The organism is Candidatus Rokuibacteriota bacterium, assembly GCA_030647435.1.
GTDB lineage: Bacteria > Methylomirabilota > Methylomirabilia > Rokubacteriales > CSP1-6 > AR37.
On record JAUSJX010000013.1, the window covers coordinates 1 to 18250 of the forward strand.

At 68.1% G+C, this 18250-nt stretch carries 19 protein-coding genes; 1 reads left to right on the plus strand and 18 read right to left on the minus strand.

All coding sequences use genetic code 11. The features are described from left to right. Positions 1-361: 361 nt before the first annotated feature. The 7 genes from Q7W02_03255 to Q7W02_03285 all read right to left on the minus strand — a co-directional run bounded on the left by Q7W02_03255 (position 362) and on the right by Q7W02_03285 (position 8023). Positions 362-1399 (minus strand): TIGR00730 family Rossman fold protein, encoded by a 1038-nt coding sequence (locus tag Q7W02_03255; protein ID MDO8475209.1) that lies wholly within the window; start codon positions 1397-1399, stop codon positions 362-364. 23 nt (positions 1400-1422) lie between these two features. After that, complete coding sequence (gene phoU / locus Q7W02_03260; GenBank protein ID MDO8475210.1) at positions 1423-2079, minus strand: phosphate signaling complex protein PhoU; 657 nt, start codon at positions 2077-2079, stop codon at positions 1423-1425. Positions 2080-2094: 15 nt separating this feature from the next. Then, positions 2095-2853 (minus strand): phosphate ABC transporter ATP-binding protein PstB, encoded by a 759-nt coding sequence (gene pstB / locus Q7W02_03265; GenBank protein MDO8475211.1) that lies wholly within the window; start codon positions 2851-2853, stop codon positions 2095-2097. A gap of 82 nt (positions 2854-2935) precedes the next feature. Beyond that, entirely contained in the window at positions 2936-4543 is a 1608-nt protein-coding gene (gene pstA, locus Q7W02_03270; protein MDO8475212.1) for a phosphate ABC transporter permease PstA, read from the minus strand. 2 nt (positions 4544-4545) lie between these two features. Beyond that, positions 4546-6837 carry an ABC transporter permease subunit gene (locus Q7W02_03275; protein MDO8475213.1) on the minus strand — a complete coding sequence of 764 codons (2292 nt, stop codon included), beginning with the start codon at positions 6835-6837 and terminating at the stop codon, positions 4546-4548. Beyond that, positions 6837-7814: a phosphate ABC transporter substrate-binding protein PstS family protein gene (locus Q7W02_03280; GenBank protein ID MDO8475214.1), complete on the minus strand. Its 978-nt coding sequence runs from the start codon at positions 7812-7814 to the stop codon at positions 6837-6839. Before Q7W02_03280 ends, Q7W02_03275 begins: the two co-directional genes overlap by 1 nt. 80 nt (positions 7815-7894) lie before the next feature. After that, on the minus strand, positions 7895-8023 hold the full coding sequence (locus Q7W02_03285; GenBank protein MDO8475215.1) for a hypothetical protein: 129 nt from the start codon (positions 8021-8023) through the stop codon (positions 7895-7897). A 166-nt stretch (positions 8024-8189) separates the two neighbouring features. On the opposite strand from Q7W02_03285, the gene Q7W02_03290 reads away from it, so the two are divergent. Further along, the gene (locus tag Q7W02_03290) at positions 8190-9284 is read left to right on the plus strand and encodes a transglutaminase domain-containing protein (GenBank protein MDO8475216.1); all 1095 of its coding nucleotides are present in this window, start codon (positions 8190-8192) and stop codon (positions 9282-9284) included. Between the two features lie 50 nt (positions 9285-9334). On the opposite strand, the gene Q7W02_03295 is transcribed toward Q7W02_03290, so the two are convergent. The 11 genes from Q7W02_03295 to urtE all read right to left on the minus strand — a co-directional run bounded on the left by Q7W02_03295 (position 9335) and on the right by urtE (position 18250). After that, entirely contained in the window at positions 9335-11143 is a 1809-nt protein-coding gene (locus Q7W02_03295) for an ATP-binding protein (protein MDO8475217.1), read from the minus strand. Further along, positions 11143-11832 carry a response regulator gene (locus Q7W02_03300; GenBank protein ID MDO8475218.1) on the minus strand — a complete coding sequence of 230 codons (690 nt, stop codon included), beginning with the start codon at positions 11830-11832 and terminating at the stop codon, positions 11143-11145. Before Q7W02_03300 ends, Q7W02_03295 begins: the two co-directional genes overlap by 1 nt. Before the next feature lie 46 nt (positions 11833-11878). Beyond that, positions 11879-12163: a helix-turn-helix domain-containing protein gene (locus tag Q7W02_03305; protein MDO8475219.1), complete on the minus strand. Its 285-nt coding sequence runs from the start codon at positions 12161-12163 to the stop codon at positions 11879-11881. Positions 12164-12294: 131 nt separating this feature from the next. Continuing rightward, complete coding sequence (locus tag Q7W02_03310) at positions 12295-13221, minus strand: urease accessory protein UreD (GenBank protein ID MDO8475220.1); 927 nt, start codon at positions 13219-13221, stop codon at positions 12295-12297. Beyond that, on the minus strand, positions 13139-13765 hold the full coding sequence (gene ureG / locus Q7W02_03315; GenBank protein ID MDO8475221.1) for an urease accessory protein UreG: 627 nt from the start codon (positions 13763-13765) through the stop codon (positions 13139-13141). Before ureG ends, Q7W02_03310 begins: the two co-directional genes overlap by 83 nt. After that, on the minus strand, positions 13762-14343 hold the full coding sequence (locus Q7W02_03320; protein ID MDO8475222.1) for an urease accessory UreF family protein: 582 nt from the start codon (positions 14341-14343) through the stop codon (positions 13762-13764). Before Q7W02_03320 ends, ureG begins: the two co-directional genes overlap by 4 nt. A gap of 112 nt (positions 14344-14455) precedes the next feature. After that, positions 14456-15121 (minus strand): urease accessory protein UreE, encoded by a 666-nt coding sequence (locus Q7W02_03325; protein ID MDO8475223.1) that lies wholly within the window; start codon positions 15119-15121, stop codon positions 14456-14458. A 2-nt stretch (positions 15122-15123) separates the two neighbouring features. Next, entirely contained in the window at positions 15124-16839 is a 1716-nt protein-coding gene (gene ureC / locus Q7W02_03330; GenBank protein MDO8475224.1) for an urease subunit alpha, read from the minus strand. A 4-nt stretch (positions 16840-16843) separates the two neighbouring features. Continuing rightward, positions 16844-17209, minus strand: coding sequence for an urease subunit beta (locus Q7W02_03335; GenBank protein ID MDO8475225.1), 366 nt, complete (start codon positions 17207-17209; stop codon positions 16844-16846). Between the two features lie 10 nt (positions 17210-17219). Further along, entirely contained in the window at positions 17220-17522 is a 303-nt protein-coding gene (locus tag Q7W02_03340) for an urease subunit gamma (GenBank protein MDO8475226.1), read from the minus strand. A 17-nt stretch (positions 17523-17539) separates the two neighbouring features. Beyond that, the gene (urtE, locus tag Q7W02_03345) at positions 17540-18250 is read right to left on the minus strand and encodes an urea ABC transporter ATP-binding subunit UrtE (GenBank protein ID MDO8475227.1); all 711 of its coding nucleotides are present in this window, start codon (positions 18248-18250) and stop codon (positions 17540-17542) included.

The following is an 18250-nucleotide window of genomic DNA, read 5'->3' on the forward strand; positions in this document are numbered from 1 at the left end:
TGCGGCGCAGCAGATGGGTCTCGTACAGCTTGCCCTTGTAGGCGCGTCGTGTGGTAACTACATGGGCAGGGCCATTCCTAGTTGGCATAGGACGTACTATACCAACAAACGGCGTTAGTGTCAACATTATTAGTGACTACACTCCAGCACCAAAAACAATCCCCAACCGACGGAAACTCCTCGCAAAAACAGGGGAATGCGTAACTACGACGATTCAGTGCAAGGGGGGAACTTCAGGCTAGAAACGGCGCAGACGGCCGAGAAGGGTCCAGATGCGAGGCGGTGCCCGACCGCCGCACGCGAGGCGTAGTCTCTCTACGTTGAGCGCGCGGCCGAGGGCACCAACGAAGCAGATGGGCCCTTATCGGCCGTCTGCGTTGATGAAATCGATCAGCTGGCGAAGGCGGGAGAAGCCGCTGCGGTTGAACGGCAGAACGAGACGCGGCAGATCCTGGAACTCGCCTCGCTCGCTTTCCAGGGCTTGCGGAACCTGGTCCGCGGGCCCCTTCAGGATGTCCGAGAAGCGCAGCGAGATCTCCGCCACGACCGCCGGCGGCAGCGCGTGGCGCAGGCGGATGACGAGGTTCTCGCCCACGTAGCGGTGGGAGTGAAAGACCCTGTAGAACCCCTCGATCTCCCCCGCCGCCTCTTCCACGCTGTCGACGACGCGAAAGAGGCCCATATCTTCGGCCGAGATCATTCCCGTCTCCACCATCTGCTCCCGCACGAACTCCACCCAGCGGCGCCAGAAGCACCCACCGGGAGCGTCCACCAGGACCACGGGGACGATCCCGGCCTTGCCCGTCTGAATCAGGGTCAGCGTCTCGAACATCTCGTCGCCGGTGCCGAAGCCGCCGGGGAAGAAGGCCATGGCCCAAGCCTCCCGGACCAGGAAGAGCTTGCGGGTGAAAAAGTACTTAAAGGATATGAGCTTGGGGTCGTCCGCTATCCAGGGGTTGGCATCCTGCTCGAATGGCAGGCGGATATTCATGCCAAACGACCGCTCGCGCCCCGCGCCCTCCTGGGCGGCGCCCATGACCCCGCTCCCGGCTCCGGTGATGACCATCCATCCCGATTCTGTCATCCGCTTCCCGAAGCCCCGAGCCTGCTGGGACACGGGGTGGTCGGCGGGGGTGCGGGCCGAGCCGAAGACCGTGACCTTGGGGACGCTCCGATACGGCGCGAAGACCTTGAAACCGTAGCGAAGCTCCTTCAGCGCGGAGTTGGCGATCTTGAGGTCGGCGACCTGCGCTCCGTCCTCGAACATCTTGAGCGCGGTGGTGAGCATCTCCGCCTGATAGCGCCACGTCCCGCCCGGCACGCGCAGGCGCTCGAGGAGCGCGTCGATCTGGCGGTTGGCATCCTCGTCCTGGAGCTGGTAGCGCCGTTCTGCGCTCATGTGGCCAGCATACACCCAGGGCATCAGCCGAGCGTGTGGCGGACCATCTTCGCGTCCACGAGGTAGATCACCATCTCGGCGACGTTGGTCGCGTGGTCCGCCACCCGCTCGATGAAGCGCGAGATCAGGATCAACCGGATCGCCCTCGGGATCGTCCGCGCGTCCTCCATCATGAAGGTCAAGAGCTCGCGGAAGATCTGCTCCTTGAGGGCATCCACCTCCGCGTCCTCGGCACAGACCTTGCGGGCCAGCTCGGTGTCCCGCGCGACGAAGGCGTCGAGGCTCTCCTTGACCATCCGCTGGGCGATCGAAGCCATCCGCGGCAGGTCGATGTACGGCTTGAGCTGCGGCTCGCGGTTCAGCTCCAGCACCCGCTGGGCGATGTTCACGGCCTGGTCGCCCATCCGCTCGAGGTCGGTGACGATCTTCATCGCCGTCGTGATGAAGCGCAGGTCCCCCGCCGCCGGCTGGTGCAGGGCCAGCAGACCGACGCAGGTCTCGTCCACCTCGACATCGTAGGCGTTGACCTGCTGGTCGCGCTCGATGACCTCCTGGGCCAGCGCGTCGTTCCTCTCGATGAGCGCCCGCATCACGCGGCGGATCTGGTCCTCGACCAGGCCGCCCATGACCAGCAGCGTCTGCTTGAGGGCCTCGAGCTCTTCGTGGAAATGCCGTTGCATGGCAGTCTCCCGGGCCTATCCGAACCGGCCGGTGATGTAGTCCTCCGTCTTCTTGTCGCGGGGGTTGGTGAACAGCTCCCGCGTGGCACCGAACTCCACCAGCTCCCCCAACAGCATGAAACCCGTGTAGTCGCTCACGCGGGCCGCCTGCTGCATGTTGTGCGTCACGATCACGATGGTGTAGCTGTTTTTGAGCTCGAGCATGAGCTCCTCGATCCTGGCCGTGGCGATGGGGTCGAGGGCCGAGCAGGGCTCGTCCATCAGGAGCACGTCCGGCTCCACGGCGATGGCCCGCGCGATGCAGAGCCGCTGCTGCTGGCCGCCGGACAGTCCGAGCGCAGACTCCTGGAGCCGGTCGTCCACCTCGTCCCACAGCGCGGCCGCCCGCAGGCTCCGCTCCACGATCCCTTCGAGATCGGACCGGTTCGTCACCCCGAGGATCCGGGGCCCGTAGGCAACGTTCTCGAAGATGGACTTCGGGAACGGGTTCGACTTCTGGAAGACCATGCCCACGCGCTTGCGCAGCTCCGTCACGTCCTGGCCGGGGTCGTGGATGTCCGTGCCGCCGATCCGGATGCTGCCGGTGATCCTGACCCCGTCCACGAGGTCGTTCATCCGGTTGAGGCACCGGAGCAGCGTGGACTTGCCGCAGCCGGACGGTCCGATGTAGGCCGTGATCCGGTGCTTCGGCATGGACATCGTGACGTCCGTGAGCGCCTGCTTCAGTCCATACCAGAGGTTGAGCTGCTCGATCTCGACCATCGGGGTCTCCATGATGGCCCCTTCCGAGGTCGGCGCGTGAAGCCCTCCGGTGACGCTGACAGGTCCGGCCATGACTCCTCCTTGTGGTCCCATTCTAGACTGCGGACGTCGCGTACTTGCGGCGGAGCCGGTTGCGGGTCGCGATCGCGAACAGGTTCAGGAACACGACGATAAGCAGGAGCAGCAGCGTCGTCGCGAACACCATCGGGCGCGCCGCGTCGACGTTCGGGGACTGGAAGCCCGTGTCGTAGATCTGGAAGCCCAGGTGCATGAACTTCCGCTCGAAGTGGAAGAACGGCCACTGCCCGTCGATGGGCAGCGACGGCGCGAGCTTGACCACGCCGGTGATCATGAGTGGGGCGACCTCCCCGGCAGCCCGGGCCATGGCCAGGATCAGCCCCGTCAGGATCGACGGCATGACGGCGGGCAGCACGACCCGCAGCGTGGTCTCGAGCTTGGTCGCGGAGAGCGCCAGCGACGCCTCGCGCATCCCGCCCGGGATCGCGGCCAGCCCCTCCTCCGTGGCGACGATCACGACCGGCACCGTCAGCAGCGCCAGCGTGAGCGAGGCCCAGAGGATGCCGCCGGTCCCGAACGTCGGCGTCGGCAGCGCTTCGGCGAAGAAGAGCCGGTCGATGGTGCCGCCGACACCGTAGATGAAGAAGCCCAGGCCGAAGACGCCGAAGACGATGGACGGCACGCCGGCCAGGTTGTTGACGGCGATGCGCACGGCGGACACGAAGGGCCCCTGCCGGGCGTACTCGCGCAGGTAGAAGGCCGCCAGCACGCCGAGCGGCGTCACCACGATGCTCATCAGGATCACCATCAGGATGGTGCCGAAGATCGCAGGGAACACCCCGCCCTCCGTGTTCGCCTCGCGAGGCTCACCCGACACGAACTCCCAGACGTGGGCTGCGTAGAAGGCGCACTTGGCGAAGAGCCCCATCGCGTTCGGGAACCGGACGTCGAGCACCTGCGCGAGAGGGATGTCCTTCTCTTTGCTGCCGTCGGCCGCAACGACAAGAGTGAGCGTCTGGCCCTTCCGCAGCTCCGCCAGACGCGCCGTGTGCGCCTGGTACCTTTCCTGAAGCGGCGCCAGCTGCTTCTGGAGCGTCTCGACCTGCGGGCCGAACGTGATGCCCTTGAGCTCGAGCCCCTTGAGTTTGAGGCGCAGTGCTTCCTGCCTGGCGTTGATCGCGCCGATCTCGACCTTCTCGATGGCCCGGATCTGTCGCCGCACCCGCTCCGTCTCGTCCATGCGCTTCTGGACCTCGGCCCAGGAGCCCGCCCCGCCCACGGCGATCGCCTTGCCCCCATCCCGCACTTCCTTGAGGCTGCCGATCAGGAGCCCCCACTCCGTCCTCTCGATCACGGCCACGTCCGCGGGGCGGTCGCGCCTGGCGATGCGGGACTCGTCCACCCACTGAAAGTCGGCGCCGTAGAGATCGCGGTTGGCCACCTTCACCTTGATGCGGTACTCGTTCCGCTTCCCGGGCACGGGCTCGCGCTCCACGATCTGACCCGTCATAACCGAGCCGTCGGAGAGGGTCAGTCGCGTGACATCCTTGGGCCAAAAGAAGCCCATGCCATTCCACACGATCAGGGTGATCAGCCCAACGACGAGCAGCAGGGCTAGAGTAAGAGCACCTCCGGTCAGCCAGATGAAGGGCTCGCCCGTGCTCCAAAAGCTCTTTTGGCGCACGCTCATAGGTACCGGTACTTCCTGCGAAGCTTCAGCCGGATCAGCTCCGCCGCCGTGTTGAGCACGAAGGTCATGAAGAAGAGCACCAAAGCCGAGAGGAACAGCACGCGGTAGAGGGTCCCGCCGTCTGGCGCCTCGGGCAGCTCCACGGCGATGTTTGCCGACATCGCCCGGAAGCCGCTGAACATGTTCCAATCCATGATGGGGGTATTCCCGGTCGCCATCAGGACGATCATGGTCTCGCCGACCGCCCGCCCTAGGCCGATCATGATTGCCGAGAAGATGCCCGGGCTGCCGGTCGGCAGCACGATCCTGAGCGCCGTCTGCCATCGGGTGGCGCCGAGGGCCAGCGACCCCGCCCGGAGATGCCCGGGCACATTGGCGAGCGAGTCCTCGGCGATCGTGAAGATGATCGGGATCACGGCGAAGCCCATCGCGATCCCGACGACGAGCGAGTTCCGCTGGTCATAGGTGAGACCCAGCGCCGTCAGGACCCATCCCCGGTAGTTGCCCTGCATCAGCGTGCTCTCGACGAGGCCGCCCAGCCCGAGGGCGATCCAGATGCCGGCCAGCACCACGGGGACGAGAAGGAAGGCCTCCGTCCCCGTCTTGAATCCGCCCCGGATGCTGAGCGGCACCAGGCGCCAGAGAGCGTAGGCGGCCAGAATCACGACCGGCAGGACGAGTGGGACGAGGAAGAGCCCGGGTACGATAGGCTCCAAAACGGGGGCGAGCCAGAGCCCCGCCAGGAATCCCAGCACCACGCTCGGGAGCGCCGCCATGATCTCGACCACGGGCTTGACGTAGGCCTTCACCGACGGGTGCATGAACTCGCTCACGTAGAGAGCGGCCAGGAGGGCCATGGGCACGGCGAAGAGCAGCGCGTAGAGCGTCCCCTTGATCGTGCCGAAGATCAGCGGGGTCAGGCTCATCTTCGACTCGAAGTCGTCGGTGCCCCCCGTGGATTGCCAAACCCAAGTCGGTTGGGAGTAGCCCTCGTACCAGACCTTGCCAAAGAGCGTCTTGAGCGTGGTCTCAGGGTGCGGGTTGTCCACCTGCCACAGGGCGATGACGCCCTGCCCGTCCTCGGCCAGCAGGGCGTCGGTCTTCGGCGCGAAGACGAGCGCCTCCAGACCCGGGCGCTCGGCCTTGAAAGACAGCAGAGTCTGGCCCGAGGTGCCGTAGCTGACATGGACGCTGCCCGAGCCGTCGGCCGTGGCAAAGCCCTTGTCCCGCTTCGAGGCGGTCATGGCTACGACCGGCGCGGCGTGGGCGGTGAACTCGTGGGTCCGCGTCAGCCGCTTCTCGCCGCCGCCGGGCGGCGGCACGACCTGCCAGCTGCTGACACCACCGGCCTGGTCGCCGACGACCAGCGTCCGATCACCGAGCAGGAATCCCAGGACCGTGACGGGAACGCCGGGCTTGCTCGCCACGGCCACGACCTCAACCAGCTTGGGCGATGCAGGATCCTTCAAGCCGTAGCGCAGCACTTGGCCCTGCGATGTGCCGATGAAGAGCTCCTCGGCGCGGCTGTCGAGCTTGAGCGCCGTGATCTCGCCCGACAGCTCCGGGGCGAACGATGCCAGCGACTCTTCACGGCGCGTGCCGCCGATCAACGCCTTCTTCTCGACGACGCTCTGGATGACGAGGTCGGCAGGGCCAACCTGCGCCACCGTCACGCCGCCGGCATCCGTGCCGGCCGCGGCGAGCCGGCGCACTGCATGGCGCTTCTGCGGATCGAGCACCGCCGGCTCCCCGAAGGCGGGCGCGGCCGCCACGGTGCGCTTGCCGTCCCTGAACGTGACGTCGAACCTCACGTCGAGCGGGATGGCCCGGCCGTCGGAGGTGCCGAGGACGAGCCGCGTCTTGCCGAGCGAGGCCACGGAGGTGACCGTCGCGCTGCCCAAGCCGGGCACGGCGATGGCGGGGATGTCCCGGCCCCCCTTGAGTGGGGCGAACTCGAGGCTGCCGCGGGATGTGAGGGTGTACGCGATTTCCCGGTACTCGTCGACCCCGATCGCGTCGCCCGGTGCCGGCCCGCGTCCCGCAGCCGCTGTTCCGTAGCTCCCGACGAAGGTCGTGGTCGGCGGCTTGAAGAGCGGATACACCTCCACGGCGATGACGAAGAGGATGGCGAGGATGCAGGCGATGATGATGATGCCGCCCACGACCACGAGCCGCGAAGCCCAGCGATCCGTCAGGATACGCCGCCCGGTCCGCGCGCGGCTGACGACGAGCGGGCGGGCCGGCGTCTCCGGCCCGCCCGCGCTAAGGCTCTCGGTGTTGATGGCCACTACTGGATCTTCGACAGCTCTTCCTTGGCGACGGAGGCCGGGATCGGGAAGTAGCCGTCCTTGATGACGCCCTCCTGGCCTTCTCTTGACACGATCACCTTCACGAACTCACGGGTGAGCGGATCGAGGGCTTTCCCCGGCGCCTTGTTGATGTAGACGAAGAGGAAGCGCGCCATCGGGTAGGCGCCGGAATAGGCATTCTCCGCCGCGGCCTCGACGCACTTGCCGCCGTCCTTCTCCGACAGCGGCACGGCGCGCACCCCCGCCGTGGCGTAGCCGATGCCGCTGTAGCCGGCGGCGTAGCGGTCGACGGTCACACCCTGCACGACGGCGGCCGAGCCCGGCTGCTCCTTCACGGTGTCCTTGTAGTCTCCGTTCTTCATCACGTGCTCTTTGAAGAAGCCGTAGGTGCCCGAGGCCGAGTTGCGGCCGTAGAGGCTGATCGGCTTGTTCGCCCACTCACCCGCGAGCCCGAGCTGCCCCCACGTGGTGACGTCTTCCTTGGCGCCAACGCGGCGCGACTTCGAGAAGAGCGCGTCTACCTGGCTCATGCTCAGGCACTTGATCGGGTTGTCCTTGTTGACGAACACGGCGAGGGCGTCTACAGACGTGCGGATCGGGATCGGCTTGTAGCCGAACTTCTTCTCGAATTGGTCGATCTCGGTGCCTTTCATCTCCCGCGACATGGGCCCGAGCTGGGCGGTGCCGGCGATGAGCGCGGGCGGCGCCGTCGAAGAGCCCTTGCCCTCGATCTGGACCTTGGCGTTCGGATAGAAGCGACTGAAGGTTTCCGCCCAGTGGGTCATGAGATTGTTGAGGGTGTCAGAGCCGACGCTCGAGAGATTGCCGGAGACGCCGCTGACGGTCTTGTACGGCTGAAGTCCCGGATCCAGCTGGACTTGCCCCCGGGCAGCCACGATGCCCGAGCCGAGCACGGCGGCCGCCACGGCCACCGCCACCACCATCTGCTTTGTCATCACGTCTCCTTTGTCAGTAGGTTCGGTCTCATCTTCCAGCGTCGATGTTTCAGCCGCATAGCCGGCATGTTACGTTTGTGTTAATTCCCGCCGAAGACGCGGCCCGCCTTGGGCTCCCTGGAGCGGTGGCGGGCGATCTCGAGATCGGCCGCCTTGGCGTACTGGAGCATCCGTTCCCCGAACCCCCGATCCCGCACCTCCGGCCGCACGACGAGCTCCTCGATCGTTCCGGCCGAACCCGACCCTATCTCGCATCGATTCAGGCAATAGCCAGCCTAGGGGATCATCGGAACATCCGATTTGACTCCTCGCGGTTCACCTTTACGATTCGATCGTGCCCTCCGATCCTCGGCGGGCCGACACAGGGAGGACTTCATGGACAGACGGACATTCCTGAGAACCGGGATCGGCGTGTCGACCGCGGCGGCCGCGGGGCTGAGACTGCCGCTCAGCGCCATCGCCGCCGAGCCTTCGGGCCAAGCCAAGTGGCGCACCTTCGAGGTCACGAGCAAGGTCGAGGTCATCAAGCCGTCCGGCGTCACGCGCGCGTGGGTGCCCATGCCCCTTATGCCGGACACCGACTACCAGAAGAGCCTGGGGCAGAGCTGGATCGGCAACGCGGCCACCATGCGCGTGTATCGCGACGAGAAGTACGGCGCGGGAATCTTCTTTGCTGAGTGGCCCGCGGGAGAGGCCGCGCCGGTGGCCGAGGTCGTGACACGCTTCGCCACGCGCGACCGCGCCGTGGATTGGAGCGCGCCGGGCAATCCCGCTCCCGAAGACAAGGCGACGCTCCAGAAGTACCTCTCGGGCACGAAATTCATCACGACCGACGGCATCGTGCGGAAGACGGCGCGTGAGATCTCCAAGAACTCCGGCACCGATGTCGAGAAGGCCAAGGCGCTCTATGAGTGGATCGTCGACAATACCTTCCGCGACCCCAAGGTGCGCGGCTGCGGTCTCGGCGACATCAAGGTGCTCCTCGAGACGGGCAACCTCGGCGGGAAGTGCGCCGACCTCAACGCGCTCTTCGTCGGCATGGCCCGCTCGGTCGGCGTCCCCGCGCGCGACATCTACGGAGTCCGCGTGGCGGACTCGGTCGAGTACAAGAGTCTCGGCAAGAGCGGCGACATCACCAAGGCGCAGCACTGCCGGGCGGAGTTCTACGCCGCGAGCTACGGCTGGGTGCCGGTAGACCCCGCCGACGTGCGCAAGCTCGTGCTCGAAGAGAACGGCGGGACCCCGCTGACGGACCCGAAGGTGCAGAAGGCGCGCGTCAAGCTGTTCGGCGGCTTCGAGATGAACTGGCTTGCGTACAACTACGCGGCCGACCTCAAGCTGCCGAACTCGACCGGCGACGCTCTCCCCTTCTTCATGTACCCGCAGGCCGAGACGGCCAATGAGCGCCGGGACAGCCTCGACGCCGATTCCGTCCGCTACCGGCTGACGTCCCGCGAGATGACCGGCTAGCCGGCGGTCCCTTCACGACGCTGCCCCCGGCCTCCCGGGGGCAGTCTTGTTCAAGTTGTCGGGGGGAGAGCGGCCGGGAGGGTGAAGCGGACCGTCGTGCCCTTCCAGAGCTCGCTCTCGATGGTGAGCTCGCCCCCGTGGGCCAGCACAAGGTGCTTGACGATGGCCAGACCCAGCCCCGTCCCGCCGAGCTCGCGGGAGCGGGCCTTGTCAACGCGGTAAAAGCGCTCCGTCAGCCTCGGCAGGTCCGCCTTCGGAATGCCGGCGCCGCTGTCGCACACCGCCACCTCGACGACACCCGGCTCCCGCACGCACCCTTCCAGCCACACGCGCCCGCCCTTGGGCGTGTACTTGACGGCGTTGTCCACGAGGTTGATGAGAATCTGCGCCAGCCGATCGCGGTCCGCCACCACGTCCGGCAGGTCAGCCGGCAGCTTTGCCTCCACAGTTACCTGTCCCGCCGCCGCGCGCAGCGCGATGATCGCCAGGACCGAGTCGGCGACCTCGGCCACCGCTGTGGGCGCGAGGCGAAGGGAGATCCGGCCGAGCTCGATGTTCGACAGGTCCGTCAAGTCGTCCGTCAGTCGTCCGAGCCGCTCGGTGTGCCGGAAGACGATCTCGAGGAATTTCCGCGCGTTCTCCGGCTCCTCGAGGGCGCCGTCGAGCAGGGTCTCCAGGTAGCCGTGGATGGCGGTGAGTGGAGTGCGGATCTCGTGGGAGACGTTGGCGACGAATTCGGTGCGGACCTGCTCGAGGCGACGCAGCTCGGTGATGTCGTGCAGGACCATCACGACGCCCCGCGCCTCACCCGTGAAGCGGAGCGGCACCGCGTGGACCTGGAGCACGCGCTCCGAGGGTTCCGAGAGCTTGATCTCCCGGCTCACGACCGTGCCGTCCGCGGCCAAGCGGCCCTCGCCCAGCACGTCGTGGAGGTCCACGTTCCGGATCACTTCGAGGAGCGGCAGCCGCTCGGCGCGGGCCCGGCCCAAGTCGAAAAGAACGCGTGCCCGCTCGTTGATGAGGATGATGTGGTCGTGGCCGTCGGTGGCGATGACGCCTTCGACCATGGCGTCGAGAACCGCGGTCGCCTTTGCCTGCTCGCGCTCGAGATCGCCGATCTTCTCCCTGAGGCGCCCGGCCATGACGTTGAGCGAGCGGCCGAGCGTCCCGATCTCGTCAGGCGAGCGGATGGACGCGCGCACCTCGAAGTTGCCCTCGCTCATCTGGCGCGCCACGTCCTGCATCTCGACGACGGGCCGCGTCACGCGGCCTGCCACGAACAGCCCGATGCCGAGCGCCATCACGAGCGCGATCCCACCGCCCGTCAGCATCACGGCGCGCAGGGATTCGTAGGCGGGTGTCGCGGCTTCGACCGGCGCGGCGAGCCGGAGCACGGCGACGATCCGCCCGGCGCTGGTCACCGGGGCGGCGACATAGATCAGCGGCGCCCCGAGCGTGGTCGAGCGCCGGACATCGCGGCCAAGATCGCCCGCGAGCGCCGCGCGGACCTCGGGCCGGCCCGCGTGATTCTCCATGGAGGCCACGCCTTCCGGGGTCCGCTCGGAGTCGGCGAGGACGCGCCCGTCGGGGGCGATCAGCGTGACGCGCGCGAGCGCCGGCCGTGCCACCCGCTCGGCGAAGGCCTGGGCGTTCACTCCAAGCGCCGCACGCGCCTCGTCGTGGAGCACCCGCACCGCCGTGCCGAGCCGCGCCTCCACAGACTCGACGGCCACGTGCTCGAGGCCGCGGGAGAGGTACAGCCCCGCTACCAGCGTGCTGACCGCCACGAAGGCGACGAGCGTCAGCGTGAGCTTGAGCGCGATGCGGCTGCGGAGCAGGTGGACGGCGCGGCGAAGCATCAGGCGGCGGGGTCCAGGCGGTAGCCGACGCTCTTGACCGTGAGGATCCGCCGCCCCTCGGGACCGAGCTTGACGCGCAGGCGGCGGACGTGGACGTCCACCGTCCGCGACTCGATCTCGCTCGCGCGCGAGTAGCCCCAGACGCGGTCGAGCAGAAACTCGCGGGAGAGGACTCGCCCGCGCGCCTCGAGCAGCGCGCGGAGGAGATCGAACTCCTTGGGCGTGAGCGCCAGCGCCTCGCCCCCCACGGACGCCGTGTGGGTTCCGAGATCTACTACCAGCGCTCCAAGCCTCAAGGGTGCCGCACCGGAAGCGGGCCGGCTCCGGCGCAGCACGGCCCTGACCCTCGCCAGCAGCTCCTTGGGCGAGAAGGGCTTGACGATGTAGTCGTCGGCGCCGATCTCGAGCCCGAGCACCCGGTCGATCTCGTCGCCCTTGGCCGTCAGCATCACAATGGGCAGCGAAACGGTCGCGGGGTCCTGGCGGAGGCGCCGGCACACCTCGAGGCCATCCATCGCGGGCATCATGAGGTCGAGCAGAACGAGGTCCGGTGGCGCAGCCTGAACCTGCCTGAGCGCCTCCTCCCCGCTGGAGGCGGCGGACACCAAATAGCCTTCCCGCTTAAGGTGATGGACGACGAGCTCGCGTATGTCCGGCTCGTCCTCCACGATGAGCACGCGGCTCGACATGGCGGCGCCATCTTACCAGCCCCGCCCCGGCGCCGCCGCACGCGCTCTACTGGGTCTTGGCTCCGTGCGTGCTCGCGTGGCTCCCGGGCAGGAGCCCCAGGAGGCGCAGTCGCTTGCGGAGCGTATTGCGGTTGATCCCAAGCAGGCGCGCTGCCTTGAGCTGGTTGCCCGCCGAGAGCTCCAGCGCGAGGCGCAGCAGCGGCATCTCCACGCGCCCCATGACGGTCCGGTACAGACGGCCGCCCTCCGACGTCGCCGAATCACGCACGACGGCCGGCAGGACGGCATCCAGCAGCCGGTCGAGCTCTTCCGTCGCGGCTTGCCCTTCCATGCCCGATCCTTTCATCGCCTCGAGGAGAGAGCAAGGTCGAGGCCAACGACGCAACGCATGGAAATCAGCCACTTGGATTGGGCGCGGGCCATCCCCTCGCCCATCGGTGCCGAACCCGTGAGCAGGAGCGCCTACATCTTGCGCAGGGCCAGAGGCGCTAACCGCCAGAGTCGCGAGCGGCATGTCGCCCACGACGTCTCGACGGCGCGCTGGAGGACAGGGGCCGACGGCGCGAGGATCCGTGCGACGACTCCGCCTCGGGCCAGCGTCGTCACGCCCGCGTTCGCGTCGGGCGCGCCGGCGGCGAGAGCAGAGGCCAAGTCGGCGGCGAGCTCGTCGAGCCCGGCATGCGAGGGCGCGAGGCACGCGACCGTCGCCGTGTACGCCATGCCCTCGGCGGCGCCGAGTCCTCCCCAGCCTCGAGCGCCGCTGAGCACCACGCGGTCTTTGAAGAGCAACCCCTCCCGGTCGCGCGCCACGGTGCCGCTGTCGAGCAGGTCGAAGCGCCACGCTTCGCCGCGGGCCGCGCGCCCCGCCGCCCATGCGTCGCAGAGGATCGCGGAAGCCCCGGGCGCCAGGGCCAGCTCGACGCTCTGGATGAGGCGCGCGCCCGGAGAGGGAATCACGTGGTCGGGCACGTACTCCAACGCGGCCCCCTCTTCTACCCGAAAGACCGTGCGCTGGACTGCGGGCAGCCCGGCGCTCCGGTAGACGCGCGTGGCGCTCGGCGTCGAGAGACAAACGCGGCTGCCCGCGCCCAGCTCGACGCGCGTCTCGAGGCGGTCGCCGCCCAGCACGCCGCCGGTTGGATTCAGGAGGAAGAGCGTCGCGGCGCCCGTGCCATCCAGGTCCACGGGCTCGAGCGCCTGGAGCGGCAGCGTGAAGCGGCGGCCGGTGAGGACCGTGCGCCCTGAATGAAGCTCGAAGGCGAGGCCGAGGAAGCCATCGCGGCCGGTGCGGCCGGACGGCGGCGCCTCAGGACTCGAAGAGGAGCTCGCGCCGGATCCAGTCCACCACTCGGCCGGCGCCGGTGCCGTCCCGGAGATTGGTGAAGACAAAGGGCCGGTCTCCCCTCATCCGCTTGGAGTCCCGCTCCATCACGGAGAGATCGGCGCCGACGTAGGGCGCCAGGTCGATTTTGTTGATGACGAGCAGGTCCGAGCGGGTGATGCCGGGGCCGCCTTTCCGCGGGATCTTGTCCCCCGCCGCGACGTCGATGACGTAGATCGCTGCGTCCACCAGCTCGGGGCTGAACGTCGCCGCCAAGTTGTCGCCGCCGCTCTCGACGAAGAGGATCTCGAGCTCCGGGAAGCGCCCCAGCAGCTGGTGGACCGCCTCGAGGTTGACCGAGGCGTCCTCGCGGATCGCCGTGTGCGGGCAGCCGCCCGTCTCGACACCCAGCACCCGCTCCTGCGGCAGGACGCCGCGCCGGATCAGGAACTGGGCATCCTCCTGTGTGTAGATGTCGTTGGTGATCACCGCGAGGTCGTGGCTGTCGCGCAGCCTCACGCAGAGTGATTCGACGAGGGCCGTCTTGCCGGACCCGACAGGCCCGCCGACGCCGATCCGCAAGGGGCGCGGGATCCTGGGGCCCCCACTCATGACCGGAAGAGCCTCATCTCGAGCGAGGCGTGCCGGATACCCGCGATCTCGATTCCGGGCGCGAAGCTCCAGAGATCGCCCGCGTCGCGCGCCGCGGCCTCGCGCGCCACGCGCTCAATGACCGGGTGGAGGCCCCACAGCACGCGCTGCCCCTCCATCTGGCCCATGGAGAGGAGCCGGAGCGCCGCGCCGACCAGCAGCGCCGTGGTCGAGTAGAGATACGCTGTCGCCGCCTCCTCGGGCGCCCAGCACAGCGCCGAAGCGGCGAGACCATAGGCAACGGCGTGGTGCCCCGGGGCGAGTCCCTTGTCCACGTCGGCGGCGTAGCGAACGAGTTGCGCTTCACCCGTCAGCGCCGCCGCCACCCTGAGCGTCTGGCGTCCCATTTGCCGGCTGCCCTCCCGGAACTCCTTCACCGGCTTCATCGCTTCGAGCGTCGCGTCGATGTCCCGGCAGGCCTGGAGGTCTTCCCGCGCCGCGGCCCTCAGCGCTCCCACGGCCGCGGTGGCGTCGCAAGGCCCGGCCGAGCCCTCGATCTGGGCGACGAGAAAGCGCTCGAGGTCCTCTCGCCCTCGCACCAGACCCGCCTGGCAATACGTCTCGAGGCCGAAGGAATGGGCGTAACCGCCAGTCGGAAAGGCGCTGTCGGCGAAGTGAAGGAATGACAGCAACCCCAACCTGGTCCGGCGCTCAGTCATGGCGGATCAACTCGCGCGGTGGGGGGGGGCCTGGGGGAGGAGCGCTGGACGCGTCGCGGATGATCAATGCGGTGGGGGGGCCTGGGGGAGGAGCGCTGGACGCGTCGCGGATGATCAATGCGGTGGGGGGGCCTGGGGGAGGAGCGGCGCCGCTCCCCCCCAGTTCCGGATGATACGCACGTCCGTGCGTGTGGCCGTCCAGCGCGCTCGTCCCGTGCTCGTGAGAATGGCCGCCGCCGAGCGGGGCAAAGACCGCCGCGCGACGCTTCCAGACGATGCCGAGCCGGGTCAAGAGCTGCTCCATGGCCGTGTCGTCCGGCACGAGAAGATCGTCATCCGATATCGCCACCGGGAAGTGGCGGTTGCCGACGTCGAACGCGACACGGATCGCCTCGTTTCTGTCCTTGGGCGTGATGGCCAGTATGGGCTCGCGCTTGCCTTCCACCTCGAGGTACCAGTCGGCCTCGACCGCCACCACGTCACCGGGCCGGAGCAGGGAGCCCGTCGGCAGCGCCAGCGCCACCTCCCTGCCCTGGGTCGTCACGATACGCTTCCGCGTCCAACGCCGCTCCTCCCAGGTCAGGCAGAGCGTGTCGCGCTCCTTGCCCTCGAGAGCGGAAGGGTCCACGTGCAGGTGCGGCTCGGTGATCACCAGCATGACTAAAACAGGTAGTACCGCTGAGCCATCGGCAGGACGCGCGCGGGCTCGCAGGTCAGGAGCTGGCCGTCGGCGCGCACCTCGTAGGTCTCCGCGTCCACTTCGATCCTCGGGCAGTAGCCGTTGTTAACCATGTCGGCCTTCTTGAGTCCGCGGCAGCGGCTCACCGCGGAGACCATCTTCCGCAGGCCGAGCCGCGACGGCACGCCGGCCTCGAGCGCTGCCTTGGACACGAAGGTCATGGACGTCGAGAACACCGCGCCGCCGTAGGAGGCGAACATGGGCCGGTAGCGCACCGGCTGGGGTGTCGGGATCGAGGCGCTGGGATCGCCCATGGCCGCCGTCACGATGAAGCCGCTCTTCAGGACGAGCTCGGGCTTGACGCCGAAGAAGGCCGGCTTCCAGATGACGAGGTCGGCCAGCTTGCCCGCCTCGATGGACCCGACCTCGTGCGCGATGCCGTGCGAGATCGCCGGGTTGATCGTGTACTTGGCGACGTAGCGCTTGGCGCGGAAATTGTCGTTCCTGCCGTCGCCCGGCAGGGTCCCGCGCTGTTTCTTCATCTTGTCCGCCGTCTGCCAGGTGCGCGTGATCACTTCCGCGATGCGGCCCATGGCCTGCGAGTCCGAGGAGAGCATGCTGATCGCGCCCAGGTCGTGGAGCACGTCCTCCGCGGCGATCGTCTCCGCGCGGATCCGGGACTCCGCGAAGGCCAGGTCCTCCGGGATCTTGGGATTGAGGTGGTGGCATACCATGAGCATGTCGAGATGCTCGTCCATGGTGTTGACCGTGAACGGCATGGTCGGGTTGGTCGAGGACGGGAGACAGTTGGGCTCGCCGCAGACCTTGATGATGTCGGGCGCGTGCCCGCCTCCTGCGCCTTCCGTGTGATACGTGTGGATGGTCCGGCCCTTGAAGGCCTTGATCGAGTCCTCGACGAAGCCTGCCTCGTTCAGCGTGTCCGTGTGTATCGCGACCTGCACGTCCATCTCCTCGGCCACGGAGAGGCAGGCGTCGATGGCGGCGGGCGTCGTGCCCCAGTCCTCGTGGAGCTTGAGCCCGATGGCGCCCGCGGACACCTGCTCGCGCAGCGGGTCGAGCCTCGAGGCGTTCCCCTTCCCGAGGAAGCCCAGGTTGATCGGCAGGCCGTCCGAGGCTTCGAGCATCCGGTGGATGTTCCACGCTCCCGCGGAGCAGGTCGTGGCGTTGGTGCCGGTCGCGGGGCCCGTGCCGCCGCCGATGAGAGTCGTCAGCCCGGCCGAGAGCGCCTCGTCGACGAGCTGAGGGCAGATGAAGTGGATGTGGCTGTCGATGCCGCCCGCGGTGACGATGCGTCCTTCGCCCGCGATGACCTCCGTCGAGGCGCCGACGATCATGCCGGGCGTAACGCCGGCCTGGATGTCGGGGTTGCCGGCCTTGCCCACGCCGACGATGCGGCCGCCGCGGACGCCGATGTCGCACTTGACGATGCCCCAGTGGTCGAGGACGAGGGCGTTGGTGATGACGAGGTCGAGGACTCCATCCGCGGCGGTGGCGCGCGCCGACTGGCCCATGCCGTCGCGGATGACCTTGCCGCCGCCGAACTTGATCTCGTCGCCGTAGACCGTGAAGTCCTTTTCGACCTCGATGAGGATGTCCGTGTCCGCGAGCCTGACGCGGTCACCCACGGTCGGACCGTAGAGGTCCGCGTACTGGCGCCGGGGCAGCCGGAGACTCATGGCCTCACGCCCCCTGGAAGCCGGCCTGGGCGGCCTTCTTCACCGCGGCGTCTCGGCGCGCCGCGTCCACCCTGCCGTCGGCGAGCGCGTTGAGACCGTGGACCTCCCGCGCGCCGGCCAGCTCCACGAGCGTCACCGCTTTCTCATCACCCGGCTCGAACCTGACGGCGGTGCCAGCGGGCACGTTGAGCCTCATGCCCCAGGCCTTCGCCCGCTCGAAGCGGAGCGCGCGGTTGGCCTCGAAGAAGTGAAAGTGCGAGCCGACCTGGATGGGCCGGTCTCCCGTGTTCGCCACCGTCAGTAGGACGGTGCGCCGGCCCGCATTCGCCTCGATGTCGCCGTCGCCGAGGATGTACTCGCCTGGGATCATCTCTGCCCCGCTATCGGATGGGATGGTGGATCGTGACCAGCTTCGTGCCGTCGGGGAAGGTACCCTCGACCTGCACCTCCTCGAGCATCTCCGGCACGCCGTCCATGACGTCGTCCCGCTTGAGGACGGTAATGCCGAAGGCCATGAGCTCGGACACGCTCCTTCCGTCGCGGACACCTTCGAGCACCTCGGCGGTGATGAGGGCCAGCGCCTCGGGGTAGTTCAGCTTGAGGCCGCGCCCCCGCCGCCTGCGCGCCACCTCGGCGGCCGTGAAGATCAGCAGCTTGTCCTGCTCTCGGGGTGTCAGGTGCATGGCCGGATGATCTTACGTCAAACCGTCAGGTGTTGTCTCACCACATCGTGGCGCAGCTCGGAGGTCGAACCGCTCGCGACGATGGCGCCCTTGCGCATGATGGCGTAGGAGCCGGCCAGACGCCAGGCGAACTCGAGGTACTGCTCGACCAGGAGGACGGCGATGCCGCGCTCCTTGATGCGCTGGATGGCGTCTTCGATCTGGAGTATCACGTTCGGCTGGATGCCCTCGGTCGGCTCGTCCATGAGGAGGAGCTTCGGCCTCGCCAGGAGGACGCGCGCGATCGCCAGCTGCTGCTGCTCCCCGCCCGACAGCACGCCGCCCTTGCGGGAGAGTAGCTGCTTGAGCTTCGGGAACAGGTCGAACACCTGCTCGATATCGGCCTGCGCGACCCGGCCGTTGCCCGCCGACTTGGGCCGCCCGAGGAAGCCGACCCGCAGGTTCTCGGCCACGGTGAGGTTCGGGAAGATCTCGCGCCCCTGCGGCACGTAGCCGATGCCGCAGGCCGCCCGCTCCTCCGGCCGGAGGCGGGCGAGGTCTGTGCCGTCGAAGACGATGCGCCCCGAGCGCGCCGGCAGGAGCCCCATGATGCTCTTGAGCAGGGTCGTCTTGCCGACGCCGTTCCGGCCCATCAGGCACATGACCCCGCCCGCGGGCACGTGGAGCGAGACGTCCCAGAGCACCTGGCTCTCGCCGTAGGCGACGTCGAGACCCCCAATCTCAAGCAT